Below are 14486 nucleotides of genomic sequence, written 5' to 3' on the forward strand. Positions count from 1 at the left end.
AAAAATTAACGATGGCTCAATCAATTGTTTTTTAAGCGTTTGTGTTATTATAATAGAACGAAATAATTGTATATTATTAGATTTTGCACATCCGTTTCTAATCTAAAGCGCTTGAATATTTTGCGAAAAGGTGGTTCTCATGAAAGAAAATATAAACAAAATAATTGATTTATCAAATGAAGCAAGCACCAAATTTTTATCCGGTGAGAACTTCTATGTCCAACAATTTTTAGGAGCGCATAAAGAAAAAGAAGGATACATTTTTCGTGTCTGGGCACCCAATGCCCAGCAAGTTTCCTTAGTAGGAGATTTTAATGACTGGCAAGGACATCTAATGGAAAAAGATGAGTTAAGCGGTATTTGGGAAATTCACTGTAAAGATGCAAAAGAAAAAGACCTCTATAAATTTAAGGTTCAACAAGTAGACGGACGTGAAGTCTATAAGATTGATCCTTTTGCAGTACGCTTTGAAAAACGACCGGGGGTTGCTGCAGAGCTTTACGAGTTTCCAGCAAAAAAATGGAAAGATGGCTTATGGATTGGTCGCAATAAACGTTCCAACAAATTTAAGCGACCAATGAATATTTATGAAGTTCATGCGAGTTCATGGAAAGAACATGAAAATGGAGAGCCGTATAGTTTTGCTGATTTAAAAGAAGAATTGATTCCCTATCTAGTAAAAATGAATTACACACATATAGAATTTATGCCTCTAATGGAACATCCACTAGGCCGTTCTTGGGGATATCAATTAATTGGTTATTTTGCTTTAAGTTCGTCTTATGGGACACCCGAAGAATTTCAGGATTTTGTTGAAGCGTGCCATTTGAATAATATCGGCGTTTTAGTCGATTGGGTTCCAGGTCATTATTGTATCAATGATGACACATTGCCATATTATGATGGAACACCGCAATTTGAATATACTGATCCAGATCGAGCCAAGAATAACCGCTGGGGCTCAATCAATTTTGATCTAGGAAAACCTCAAGTCCAAAGCTTCCTGATTTCAAGTGCTATGTTTTGGATTGAAATGTTTCATATCGATGGAATTCGCGTCGATGCCGTTTCTAGTATGATCTATCGTGATTATGACGAAGGACCTTGGACACCAAATCATGAAGGAGGTAATCGTAATTTTGAAGGCTTTTATTTTTTGCAAAAGTTAAATGCTGTAATCAAACTTGCTCATCCCAATGTATTGATGATCGCAGAAGAGAGTTCATCTGAGACACCTGTAACAGGCCTGATTGAAAATGGCACATTAGGGTTTGATTTTAAATGGAATATGGGTTGGATGAATGATATTCTCCGCTTTTATGAAATGGACCCAGTACTTCGAAAAGACCATTTTACGCTGTTGACGTTTTCGTTTATGTACATGATGCGAGAAAATTTTATTTTGCCACTTTCCCATGATGAGGTTGTTCATGGGAAGAAGAGTCTGATGCATAAAATGTGGGGCGATCGTTATAAACAATTCGCTCAATTGCGTAATCTATATACGTATCTCATCACACATCCTGGTAAAAAATTATTATTTATGGGCAGTGAGTGGGGACAGTTTTTAGAATGGAAATTTGATGAAGAGCTTGAGTGGGACGATTTAAATGATCCGTTAAATCATTCAATGCAAAAATTCACATCAGAACTCAATCATTTTTATAAAGAACAAACCGCTCTTTGGGAACTTGAAGATTCGGCCGAAACTGTGGAGATCATTGATGCGGATAACACTTCAGAATCGGTTTTAACATTTATGCGTAAAGGAAAACGCAAAAAAGATTTTCTGATTATTATTTTGAATATGACACCGGTAGAACGCCAAAAGTTTACTATTGGTGTTCCTTATCCGGGAACATATAAAGAAGTTTGGAATACTGAAATGGAGGAGTTCGGGGGAACTTGGACGCGACATAATGATAGTTGTCAAACTGAATCCATTCAGTTTAAAAACTACGAACAGTCGATTCAGACAACTGTTCCAGCTTTAGGAGCTATTATTTTAAAACCAGAATCAATCAACACACGTAAGAAATAGAGGGGAGGTCGATGAAGGAATAGCCTTCATCAATTAAAATGAAAACAGAAATATTAGCAATGATTTTAGCCGGCGGAAAAGGTTCTCGGCTGGGCAAACTGACACAAAAAATTGCAAAACCTGCCGTCCCTTTTGGTGGCCGCTATCGGATTATCGATTTTACTTTAAGTAATTGCATTAACTCTGGGATCAATAATGTAGGTGTTGTTACGCAATATCAACCGTTGGCGTTGAATAATCATATTGGCAATGGATCTAGTTGGGGTTTTGATGGATTGAATTCCGGGGTTACGATTTTACAACCCTATTCAAGTAATGATGGAAGTAAATGGTTTGAAGGAACAGCCCATGCCATTTACCAAAATATGGATTATATCGATCAAATGGATCCAGAGTATGTATTGGTTTTATCAGGAGACCATATTTACAAAATGGACTATGAAGCAATGTTGGAAGACCATATCAAAAATGAGGCTTCTTTAACAGTCGCTGTAATTGAAGTTCCTATCGAGGAAGCATCACGTTTCGGGATCATGAATACTGATGAACATGATCGAATCATTGAATTTGATGAAAAACCCGAACAGCCAAAAAGTAATTTAGCTTCAATGGGCATCTACATTTTTAACTGGAGTCGTCTGCGTAGTATGTTATTGAACAGCTACAAAAAAGATGACCAAATGTTGGACTTTGGTCAACACGTTATCCCGGCATATATCGAGAGCGGCGAAAATGTTTTTGCGTATCGTTTCGAAGGCTATTGGAAAGATGTGGGAACGATCGATTCACTTTGGGAAGCTAATATGGAATTCATCGACCCGAATCATAGCTTGAATATTCGAGATAAATCTTGGCGTGTTTCTGCTAAAAATACGGTTTCGCCGCCGCATTTTTTCACTGAAACCGCACAGGTGAAAGATTCGCTAGTCGTGGATGGTGTTTATGTCGCCGGAGAAGTCGAGCACAGTATTTTATCTAGTGATGTTCAGATCAAAGAAGGAGCGAAAGTTGTCGACAGTGTCATTATGCCAGGGGCAACTATCGGTAAAAATGTTCAAATCAAAAAAGCGATTATTGGTGAAAATGCAATTATCGGCGATGGGGCTGTAGTTGAAGGAACTGATGAAATCGCCGTAGTGGGTTATTCAGAAGTGATTGGAGTGTTGAGAAGTGAGAGCGAATAAACTTTGTGCGATCTTAGGGAATGTTTATGAATGTCCTGAATTATTACCATTAACGGAAAAAAGACCATGGGCAACGTTGCCGTTCGATTGTAAGTATCGATTGATCGATTTCAATCTATCAAACACGATCAATGCCAATGTAAAATCTGTCTATATGCTTTTCAACCAAGGAAAAACAAAATCTGTGTTTGATCATATTGGTGGGGGTCGAGAGTGGCATTTAGATAGTGTCGATAGTCGATATTTCATTCATTTTTATCAAGATTTCTTGAAAAGAAAAGCAGAAGGCCGTCCTTATTTTGAATCGGTAATTGATTATCTGAATAAGTCAAAATCTGAATATACTGTCTTTATGGGTAATCGGATGCTATGCAACATTGATTTGACCGCAGTATTAAAAATTCACGAACAAAGTGATAGTGAGTTGACGGTTGTTTACAAAAAAATGCCAAGAAATCAAATTTATCACCAAGATGAAATTTTAGAAGTCGATGACCGAGGGATGGTGACAGGAAATCATAATTCGTTAGAAGATCGTTCAGATAATGAATTAATGAATCTTTCAATGAAGATCTTTATCTGTCGTACAGATCATTTAATGACTGCCCTACAAGAAGGTCAAAATTCTGGTGCACCAGTGGCTTTATTAGACTTCTTCAATCAAATGATGGGTCAAGTTAAAACTCAAGCATATGAATATACGGGCTTTTTAAGCAATATTTTTGATGTTAAATCTTATTATGATGCAAATATGGACATGCTAGATCCGAAAAAATTTGCTTCATTATTGTATTCAAAACACAAAGTTTATACAAAATTAAAAAATGAAGTAGCTACCTATTACTCAGCTACTTCGGATGTTAAAAACAGTCAATTTGCGACGGGCTGTTTAGTTGATGGAAAAGCGCATAACTCTTTGTTCTCTCGGAGTGTTGTGATTGAAAAAGATGCCGAAATCGAAGGATCGATCGTAATGGCTAACTGTAAAATCCAGGAGAATGCTATCGTTAAGTATGCGATCCTAGATAAGAATGTAGTCGTTGAACCAGGCGTTAAAATCATAGGTTCTGCAGAACATCCGTTAGTGGTCAAAAAAAATACCCATGTGTTGAGTGATATTTACGGAGGCGAGTAAAGGTGAGAACATTATTTGTTGCTGCAGAATGTGCACCCTTTTTTAAAACAGGCGGATTAGGCGATGTCGCTGGTGCTTTACCTAAAGCTTTGAAAGAAAAAGGTACAGAAATCAAAGTTGTCTTGCCTTACTTTACAAAGATTGCAGATCAGTACAAGGAACAAATTCAAGATTTGTTTTCTTATGAGGTCAATGTCGGTTGGAGAAAACAATATTGTGGAGTAAAGTATCTATCCTTAAAAGGAATTGATTATTACTTCTTAGATAATCTGTATTATTTTGATCGCCCTGATTTGTATGGTTATTATGATGACGGTGAACGATTTGCGTTCTTTCAATTAGCAGTGATCGAGCTGATGGAAAAGATCAATTTCATTCCAGATGTGATGCATTTGAATGATTATCATACAGCGTTTATTCCATTTTTATTAAAAGAAAAATATCGTTGGATCCAAGCATTTGATTCGATTCATACAGTCTTGACGATTCATAATATTGAATTCCAAGGTCAATATGATCAAGGAGTCTTGGGCGATCTATTCGGAATGGGGAATGAGCGTTATGAAGATGGGACGATTCGCTTTAATGATTGTGTCAATTTCATGAAAGCCGGAATTCTTTATGCTGATCGGGTAACAACTGTCAGCCCCTCTTATGCAGAAGAAATAAAAACAGCAGAATTTGGTGCCGGATTAGATATTATTTTGCGAATGGAGAGCGGTAAATTAAGTGGGATTGTTAATGGAATCGATTATGAAATGTTCGACCCTGCGAAAGACCCAGCTTTATTTGAAAATTATGATGCTAAACATTTAGCTAAAAAAATTGAAAATAAAGTTCAGCTCCAAAAACACCTAGGATTGCCAGTAAACGCTAAAATTCCATTGGTTGGAATCGTCAGTCGTTTAACGTATCAAAAAGGTTTCCACTTATTGTTAGAAGAAATGGAAAATTTGATGCAATTCGATGTGCAATTAGTAGTGATCGGAACGGGTGATCCAAATTTTGAAAATCAATTTCGCTATTTTGGAGAACAATATCCCGAAAAAACCAGTATCAATATTGCTTTTGATTTGAGTTTAGCTCAAAAGGTCTATGCTGGAGTAGATATGTTCTTGATGCCTTCTGCATTTGAGCCATGTGGATTATCACAAATTATTTCTATGCGTTATGGGACACTACCGATTGTTCATGAAATTGGCGGACTAAGAGACACAGTTGAACCATACAATCCAATTACTAATAAAGGAACTGGATTTGGCTTTGATAATTTCCAGCCGTTTTATTTGATGAATGTATTAAAACAGGCTATTGAATTGTATCAAAATAACCCTGAAATTTGGCAAGAATTAATGCAACAAGCGATGGCTAAAGATTTTAGTTGGAATGAATCTAGTCAACAATATTTAGCATTGTATCAACAATTGTAAGGTTCTAATTGTCAGAATCTAGGGCTTTGAGCCATGGATTCTGACTTTTTAAATATGTCAAACTAAAAAAGTAGGTTGGAGATGAAAAAAATTAACAAAAAAGAATTTAAACAATGTTTCAGTCGTCGATTGGCTGAAAAATTTGCGATGGAAGTGTCAGATGCTTCACCAAGCGAGCTATATCAAACGTTGGGTTCATTGATGACTTCAGCATACTCACAAGATTGGCGACAAACATGGCAAGACTATCGGGATGCAGAACAAAAACAAAGTTATTATTTTTCAATAGAATTTTTACCTGGGAAAATGTTGAAAAGTAATTTATTGAATATGGGATGGCTGGATACCGTTGAAGAAGGTCTTTCTGAATTAGGAATCAAATTAGATGACTTAGCGGAAGTAGAGCCGGATATGGCTTTAGGAAATGGCGGACTGGGCCGATTAGCTTCTTGTTTTATGGATTCGATCGCTTCTACTGGATTGCCGGGAAATGGAAATGGGATTCGCTACGAATACGGTTTATTCAAACAACGTTTTGTTGATAACTATCAAGTAGAATTACCAGATGAATGGCTTCAAAAAGGGAATTTGTGGGAAGTTAGAAAAGAAAGCAAAGCAGTCAACGTCCGTTTAGGCGGCGATGTCTATTTATCATCCGATGAAACTGGAAACATAACACCACATTATCAAGGCGGCATGGTCGTAAGAGCCGTTCCTTATGATACTGGGATGGTTGGTTATCAAAATAATATCGTGAATACTATGCGTCTTTGGTCAGTAGAAATCCCTGCAGAGGAAGAAGACAATTACCGAAGTGTTGAAGCTAGACGAGCGGTGGAAGATTTGACCTCCGTTTTATATCCAGATGATTCAAATGAAGCGGGCAGACGATTACGCTTATCGCAAGAGTATTTCTTTGTTTCAGCAGGTGTTCAAAGTATTTTACGCTACTACAAAGCGTTGAAACAGCCAATCGATAAAATCAATCAATATGTAGCTATCCATATCAATGATACTCATCCAGCTATGTGTGTCGCTGAATTTATGCGGCTACTGATTGATGAAGAAAAGGTTTCTTGGGATCGTGCATGGAACTTAACGCAAAAAGTAATGAGTTATACGAATCATACGATCATGGCAGAAGCACTAGAAAAATGGTCAATTACTATGATGAAAAATGTTTGTCCACGTATCTATCAAATCATTGAGGAAATTGACCGTCGTTTTGTAGCCGAAATGACTGGCGTACAGAATTTTGATTTGATCCAGCGGACACGGATTATTCAAAATGATCAAGTCCATATGGCTCATTTGGCGATCATTGGTTCTCACTCAACAAACGGTGTAGCAAAATTACATTCGGATTTATTGAAATCAGTTGTGTTACACGACTTCTATGAGTTATACCCTGCACGATTCAATAATAAAACGAATGGGATCGCAATGCGTCGCTGGACACAATTAGCTAATCCATCGATGAGTAAAGTTCTAGATGAAACGATTGGAAAGACTTGGCGCAAAACACCAGGTGATTTAAGATTGTTATTGAATTATGAAAATGACGATCAAGTATTGACCAAATTAGCTGCTGCCAAGTTAGCGAATAAAGAACGATTAGCTAAATACATCCAAGAGCATTGCGGTGTTGAAGTGAATCCGCATGCCATATTTGATATTCAAATCAAGCGACTGCATGCGTACAAACGACAATTGTTGAATCTATTGCATATCATCAAGCTTTATTTAGATTTGAAAGAAAACCCTAACTTACCGATTGAGCCGCGAGTCTTTATCTTTGGAGCAAAAGCAGCGCCAAGTTATCATTACGCTAAATCGATCATCAAAGTAATCAATGAAACTGCTAGCCTGATCAACAATGACGAATCAATTCATGATAAGTTAAAAATCATCTTTCTGGAAAACTATAACGTTAGTCTAGCTGAACGAATCATTCCTGCGGCAGATGTCAGTGAACAAATTTCTTTAGCTTCAAAAGAAGCCTCAGGGACCTCAAATATGAAATTGATGCTTAATGGGGCAGTTACGATTGCTACTTTAGATGGTGCAAACGTTGAGATTCGAGATGCAGTTGGAGATGAAAATATTGCTATTTTTGGTTTAACAGAGGCAGAAGTATATCAATATTATGAAAATAGAACTTATCATGCAGCTTCAATCTATGAAAAAGACAATACTGTCCGACGTGTTGTAGATACTTTGATCGATGGAACCATTCCTAATATTCTGGCTGAAGGACAAGAAATTTTTGATTCTTTGATTAAATACAATGATGAATTCTTTGTCTTGCGTGATTTTGAGGCGTATTGTACTGCCCAGATGAGTGTCGATAAAGCGTATAAAGACCAGCATCGCTGGTTGCAAATTAGTTTGCGAAATATTGCTAATGCAGGTCGTTTTTCTTCAGACCAAACAGTCCAACGTTATGCTGAAGATATTTGGCAAATCGAACCAGTCTTCGCACATAACGATGATCGAGGAGTGACAAAACATGAAGCATATTTACTTTAATCCTTGGCTAGAACGATACAAACAGCCATTCGGAGCTGTTCAGGAAGAAACGACAGTCAAAATTTGGCTGTCGGGACCTGAACCAGAAACGTCGAAAGCCTATTTAGTTGTTCATAAGGAAGGCAGCAATGTCGGTCAAAAAGTGTTTCCGATGAAAGCTGTATCTGAAGATCGATTTTATTTTGAAACACCGATGGATCAAGGTTGGGGATTGTACTTTTATTATTTCAAGATCGTTCATCAATCAGCGGGTTATGAAACGATTCAGTTTTATGGCTTTAATGGCCAAGGTGGAGAAGGGAAAATATATGGTTCAGAGCATGATGTAGTCCCATATCAATTAACCTGTTACCAAAAACCAGAGGTCGCGCCTAAATGGTATCGCGAAGCCGTTTTTTATCAAATTTTTCCAGATCGTTTTGCGAATGGTAATCCCGATCGTCAAATCAATGATCCTAAGAAAAATTCATTTATTTATGCGACGGATGAAGATGAACCTTTTTATATTCGCAATAAAGAAGATGAAATCGTTCGTTGGGATTTTTACGGAGGGAATTTAAAAGGGATTCAAAAGAAAATTCCTTATTTCAAAGAGTTAGGCATTACAGCCATCTATTTGAATCCTATTTTTGAAGCCTCCTCCAATCATCGCTATGACACCAATGATTATTTTAAAATTGATGGTATTTTAGGAAATGAAGAAGATTTCAAGGACTTACTTGAAGCACTGCATGCTGAAGGCATTGCAGTTGTTTTAGATGGAGTCTTCTCACATGTAGGAAAAGATAGCCGCTATTTCAACATCTCAGGACTTTATGGAGAAAATTCTGGAGCTGCTCGTGATCAAAATAGTGAATACTTTGATTGGTTTACTTTCAATCATTACCCAGATGATTATAAAGCATGGTGGGGAATCGCTGATTTACCAGAAGTTCGTAAAGAAAATCCTCGCTATCAAGAATTTATTTACGGTGATTTAGATAGTGTGCTGGCAAAATGGACTTCTTTAGGTGTTGATGGCTGGCGCTTAGATGTTGCAGATGAATTGACGGATGATTTTATTGCCGGAATCCGAAAAAATCTTTCAGCTTATCAGGATAAGATTTTAATTGGCGAGGTTTGGGAAGACGCTTCGAATAAAGTGGCCTATGATACACGAAGAAAATATGTTTTTGGCGACCATTTGCAGGGAGTTATGAATTACCCGTTGCGCCAGCAAATCTTAGACTTGATGAATGACGATCGTTCATTAAAAGAAATCTGTGAAGAAATGATTCTTTACCAAGAAAATTACCCGCCAGATTTTTACTATAATCAACTGAATAATATCGGAACACACGATACTGAACGGATTTTGTCAATGTTGGGTAATTCAACTAAAGCATTGGACCAAGCTTGGGGCTTGATGTTTATGATGCCAGGAATCCCTTGTGTTTATTACGGAGACGAGGCTGGATTAACCGGTGGCAAAGACCCTGAAAATAGAAAGATTTTCCCTTGGAATTCAATTGATCCAGTTATTTTTGAAAGCTGTCAAAAATGGATTCAACGAAGAAAAGAATATGATGTACTGAATTATGGAAATTTTTTCCCGTTTTATTCGGAAACACAAAAAATATTTGGTGTGATTCGTTATACTGACGAGGCTTATGCTATTTATGCGGTTAATCAATCCGATCAAGAACAACAAATAAAAGTTAGTGAGCTCTCTAGTCCCCGTGCTTATCAAGGGGATTATGCTATTCTTGATAATATTTTCGAGGATGAGATAATTGCTCCTAAAGGTAGCTTATTTGTATATGATGCTTGATCTTTTTTATTTAAAATAGTGGCTAGAAAATCGAAAGCATTTTCTAGCTTTTTGTGCTAAACTAGTTGGTATTAGAGAACAATAAGGATGATTGTATGCAAACCTATACTAGAGAAAAATGTCGTTTTCCAGCTTTTGATGATGACCAAGGGGTTAAACTAACAACTACGAGTCAGCGAGTTTTATTCGATGGCAATGATGATTTGATCACCAATCATCGATTAGAAGCAAAAGATGTTTTTGGCCGGGAACTTCCTAAGCCTAAACGAAATCGTAGAGTGGCTTTAGATGATGAACCGCGAAGAGAGCTGAATCAGCATAAGGCGAACTTGCCTATGTATCATAACGAACGAGCAGAAGCTAAAAAAGTAAAATTATTTGAGGAACATAAGCCTAAAGAAACAAAAAAGACCACTTTTAGTACAAATACTGGTCGCAGTGCGACTCCCTTTGCACCAACTTTTGTTCCATCTTCTTTGATTCCCGATCAGGATCCGAATGCTATTTCACCACGTGAGTTGATGCAACGGATGGAGAAACAACGGAATTCGTATATTTTATTTGCTCCAGAAAAAAAGGTTGAAAAACCTGCAATTGAAAGAAAGAATTCACGCCAACGGTTGGACCGCTCATTACGCGGAATTATGGAAGAAGATAATTCAAAAATAGAAAATAGTAAATATTTTCAAGAATAGTTAGTCGTCAATAGCTTTAGGAGGCCTATTTGTTTGATCCTCCTAGCTATTGCTTTGATGATAAGAGGAGTTAAAGAGCCATGAATCCATTTGAAGAAAAAATTAAGCAATTAAGAGATCATGAAATAGATAAAATCGAAGTATCGAGAGCAGAATTTTTTTCGTTCCGAGAAATTTGGAGTAAACAAGAAGATAAAAAATTTTTTCGGGGTATCGCAGGTTTAAATGGCGACATTATCTATGTGTACGATACAACAATTGTCTAAATAAATTTATATAAAGCGGCGGTGTTGGAATTGGTAGACAAGCATGATTGAGGGTCATGTGGGAGTGATCCCGTGTGGGTTCGAGTCCCATTCGCCGTATCCAAAAAGGACAACCTTTTAAATAGGTTGTCCTTTTTATATATAATTATACAAAACATTAGGAAAGGACTTTTAAGGCAATGGCAATAACACCCGTAAAGAGTAAGCCTAAACCGCAAAATAATTCTAAATAATAATTATCATGAGTCTTTTTCCATTGATAGATCGTCCAAATAATTAGCCCGATACCATATAAGATCAATAAAGAACCTAAAACTATTCTAATACTGTAATATTGATACATAGGAATCCTCCGAGGGGATGCTAATTGATTTTAAGGAATGACTGAATAGTTTATCTTTCTAAATTAATTATAAATGGAAATAAGTTTTTTTAAAAGAAATAACAAATAGAATTAAATAATTGATGTTAAATAAAAAGCAATTGTTATGAAATTTCTAATTGATTTTAAGACAGTTTAAGAACACTCAAATTTATTCAATCCTTTTCGATATTTCGATTGCAAGAGTTGCTTGTCTACTGATCATCGGATAAAATTAAAGTATTGAAATGCGAATATGCATATTTTGGAGGATGTAATCATGGAAGCGATCGGTCAAGTCTTAAAAGAGTTCAGAAAAGAACACTGTATGACGCAAAAAGATCTTTCTCAAGGAATTTGCTCTCAAAGTGTATTGAGTCGAATCGAAAACAACGAAGAGATCCCTAATATTTTTGTGATTCAACAGCTTTGTCATCGTTTAGGCATTACGATCGATCAATTGATGGTGGATTTTTTACCAGAAGAAATGTTTTTACGGAAATATTTTAATAAAATGTTTATGTATTTACGAACTGCTAAATATCTTGAAATTCGCGCAACGTTAGAATATCTAGAAGAACGCCAGCTGACTCATCTAGATAAGGATCGGCAGCAAATGTATTTTTTCAAAGGTGTTTGCGCTTATTTTGTAGATGAAGATCCTGAGCAGGCTTTAGAATATATTGTTGAAGGTTTGGGCATTTGTGTGTCTAAAAAATATCATGGTTATTTTGACAGCCGGATCTTGCTGCTTAGTTTTGCTGGGAAAATGTCTTTTGTTTTGGGGCGCTTTACAGATGCACAAAATTATTATAGTCAAAGTTATGAGCTTTTTCGTTCAATGATGGCAGATTATTCTGAACGCAGTGAGTTAAGCAATCTTTTTGTTAATTATGGTACTTTTTTAGTCAATCAAGAGCGCTTAGACTTGGCTGAAAAAGTAATCGATATGGGAATCAAATGGAATCGGCAACAGTGTAGCTATTACAAATTGAGAGAGCTTATTGAATTGAAAATCAGAATGTTGGAAGCACGGGAAGAATTGCATTCAGTGATTGGTTATAGAAAAATGTTAAGAGCACTAGAAAAAATTAAAGATTTGTAGAAATGGTCTACACCATTCTTGACTTATTTTTAAATCAGGAGTAACTTTAAAGCATTAATAATAAAGGGAGAGCTCAAAATGAAAACATTTATTTATGCTGATAAGTTCTTTTTAAACTCTGGAATTAAAGGAGCCGGCTATCTAGATGTCACTGACGGCATTTTTGGAACATACACAAAAGAAAAACCTGAAGGCGCAGAAATCATTGATCAAACTGGAAAATGGATTGCTCCTGGTTTAGTCGACACACATATTCACGGCTATAAAAATCATGATGTCATGGATAATGATGCAGAAGGTATCAAAGCAATGTCAGAAGGATTATTATCTTGTGGTGTCACTAGCTTTTTACCAACAACTTTGACTTCATCAAAGGAACGTTTGAAAGATGTAGCTGAAACAATCGGAAAAGTTTATCAAGACGTTGATGGAGCAAAAATTCAAGGAATTTATTTTGAAGGTCCATTTTTCACAGAAGAACATAAAGGGGCTCAAAATCCTAGCTATTTCGGTGATCCTAATTTAGATACATTCCACGAATGGCAAGAAGCTTCAGGTGGTTTGATTAAAAAAATCGCTTTGGCGCCTGAACGTAAAGGTGTAAAAGAATTTGTTAAAACAGTGACTGATGAAGGAGTCGTTGTTTCATTGGGTCATTCCAACGCAACGTTAGAAGAAGCCCAAGACGCAGTCGAAGCTGGAGCAAGTGTTTTTGTTCATGCTTATAACGGTATGCGTGGACTAAATCATCGTGAACCAGGAATGGTCGGTGCATTATTATCCCTACAACATGTCTTTTCTGAATTGATTTGCGATGGTCATCATGTTCACCCGCAAGCGGCAGAAATTTTGATGGAAAAAGCTGGACATGATCACGTAGCGTTGATTACTGACTGTATGATGGCTGGCGGAATGCCTGACGGCAACTACAATTTAGGTGAATTTCCTGTTGTAGTAAAAGATGGAACTGCTCGTTTAGAATCTGGTAATTTAGCAGGCAGTATCTTGAAACTAAAAGAAGCAATTAAAAATGTGGTTGATTGGGGATTAGCAACTCCAGAACAAGCAATTATGATGGCTTCTTATGTTCCAGCTGTTAGTTGTAAAATCGATGATAAGTGTGGTTCAATCACAACTGGCCGCGCTGCTGATTTTATCGTTTTAGATCCTTCAATGGATTTAGTTGCAACATATCTTGACGGTGTCGAACGTTATCACGCATAATCAACTATTTTTTGAACTCGGCCATTTTTGGTCGAGTTTTTTGTTTGAAGCATCAATCGAAAATATTGAATGATAAGTAAAATAAAATCAAGGATCAATCTTCATTTATGAGATTGATCCTTGATTTGTTTGCGCACAGCATATAAGCTTTTATTTAATTCTGCTTCTTTTTTCTTTAATTCAACCAAATCTTCTTTGATTTCTTTTTCTTTCTCATCGGTTTGAGGAGAGATGACCCCATTTAATGAGATGGCAATAATCGTTCCGATAAAGGTATCTAAAACCCGGTTTAGAGCAAATAAAGCTGATTCTCCTTGTGGGATGCTAAAAGCAATCAGCAACATGGTTGCAATTGCCGAAATGATTCCTGAATTATTATTTATCCCATCGGAAAAAACGATTACCAAGATAACAAATAAGGGAAGAAGAAATAGTTCTACGTAAAATTCATTATGGAAGAACGCTTGGATATAATAATAAATCATAGCTAACAGTCCCCCCAATGAATTACCTAATACTCTGGAACGACCAAAGGAAATACTCGTTGTTAGATCTTGTCTTAAAGAAAAAACAGCAGCTAAAGCAGCAATCAGAGGAGAGCCGCGATCAGTGATATGGAACAATAAAATACAAAGCATGACAGCAAGTGCCGTCTTGATTGTCCGCATTCCTAAACGAAATCGCCCGATTTGCATAATCCTCCTCC

12 protein-coding genes and 1 tRNA gene are annotated in these 14486 nt (G+C 36.6%); 11 read left to right on the forward strand and 2 right to left on the reverse strand.

What is annotated here, in order from left to right; translation table 11 throughout:
• The first annotated feature begins 139 nt into the window (after positions 1-139).
• From glgB to ACQKTA_RS02320, 9 genes are all read left to right on the forward strand, one after another.
• On the forward strand, positions 140-2041 hold the full coding sequence (glgB, locus tag ACQKTA_RS02280; protein WP_427814036.1) for a 1,4-alpha-glucan branching protein GlgB: 1902 nt from the start codon (positions 140-142) through the stop codon (positions 2039-2041).
• Between the two features lie 38 nt (positions 2042-2079).
• Entirely contained in the window at positions 2080-3225 is a 1146-nt protein-coding gene (locus ACQKTA_RS02285) for a glucose-1-phosphate adenylyltransferase (RefSeq protein WP_332581348.1), read from the forward strand.
• Positions 3212-4360: a glucose-1-phosphate adenylyltransferase subunit GlgD gene (glgD, locus tag ACQKTA_RS02290; protein ID WP_427814037.1), complete on the forward strand. Its 1149-nt coding sequence runs from the start codon at positions 3212-3214 to the stop codon at positions 4358-4360. The genes ACQKTA_RS02285 and glgD overlap by 14 nt, the downstream gene beginning before the upstream one ends.
• A 2-nt stretch (positions 4361-4362) precedes the next feature.
• On the forward strand, positions 4363-5790 hold the full coding sequence (gene glgA / locus ACQKTA_RS02295) for a glycogen synthase GlgA (protein WP_427814038.1): 1428 nt from the start codon (positions 4363-4365) through the stop codon (positions 5788-5790).
• Positions 5791-5880: 90 nt separating this feature from the next.
• Positions 5881-8319: a glycogen/starch/alpha-glucan phosphorylase gene (locus tag ACQKTA_RS02300; RefSeq protein WP_427814498.1), complete on the forward strand. Its 2439-nt coding sequence runs from the start codon at positions 5881-5883 to the stop codon at positions 8317-8319.
• A complete protein-coding gene (locus ACQKTA_RS02305; RefSeq protein ID WP_427814039.1) occupies positions 8300-10129 on the forward strand; it encodes a glycoside hydrolase family 13 protein in 1830 nt (609 codons plus the stop codon). The genes ACQKTA_RS02300 and ACQKTA_RS02305 overlap by 20 nt, the downstream gene beginning before the upstream one ends.
• A gap of 95 nt (positions 10130-10224) precedes the next feature.
• Positions 10225-10824, forward strand: a complete 600-nt coding sequence (locus ACQKTA_RS02310; protein WP_427814040.1) for a hypothetical protein — start codon at positions 10225-10227, stop codon at positions 10822-10824.
• An 80-nt stretch (positions 10825-10904) separates the two neighbouring features.
• Entirely contained in the window at positions 10905-11090 is a 186-nt protein-coding gene (locus ACQKTA_RS02315; protein ID WP_332581342.1) for a hypothetical protein, read from the forward strand.
• Between the two features lie 15 nt (positions 11091-11105).
• Positions 11106-11189 (forward strand) — tRNA-Leu (locus tag ACQKTA_RS02320).
• A 58-nt stretch (positions 11190-11247) separates the two neighbouring features.
• On the opposite strand, the gene ACQKTA_RS02325 is transcribed toward ACQKTA_RS02320, so the two are convergent.
• A complete protein-coding gene (locus tag ACQKTA_RS02325) occupies positions 11248-11433 on the reverse strand; it encodes a hypothetical protein (protein ID WP_332581403.1) in 186 nt (61 codons plus the stop codon).
• 298 nt (positions 11434-11731) lie between these two features.
• On the opposite strand from ACQKTA_RS02325, the gene ACQKTA_RS02330 reads away from it, so the two are divergent.
• Together ACQKTA_RS02330 and nagA are read left to right on the forward strand one after the other, a co-directional pair.
• The gene (locus ACQKTA_RS02330; protein WP_332581404.1) at positions 11732-12556 is read left to right on the forward strand and encodes a helix-turn-helix domain-containing protein; all 825 of its coding nucleotides are present in this window, start codon (positions 11732-11734) and stop codon (positions 12554-12556) included.
• Between the two features lie 78 nt (positions 12557-12634).
• Entirely contained in the window at positions 12635-13780 is a 1146-nt protein-coding gene (gene nagA / locus ACQKTA_RS02335) for an N-acetylglucosamine-6-phosphate deacetylase (RefSeq protein WP_427814041.1), read from the forward strand.
• Between the two features lie 101 nt (positions 13781-13881).
• Here the strand turns inward: nagA and ACQKTA_RS02340 are convergent, their stop codons facing one another.
• The gene (locus tag ACQKTA_RS02340; protein ID WP_427814042.1) at positions 13882-14475 is read right to left on the reverse strand and encodes an FUSC family protein; all 594 of its coding nucleotides are present in this window, start codon (positions 14473-14475) and stop codon (positions 13882-13884) included.
• Between the last annotated feature and the right edge of the window lie 11 nt (positions 14476-14486).

The sequence above is a fragment of the Enterococcus sp. 22-H-5-01 genome, assembly GCF_050310005.1.
Lineage (GTDB): Bacteria > Bacillota > Bacilli > Lactobacillales > Enterococcaceae > Enterococcus_A > Enterococcus_A hailinensis.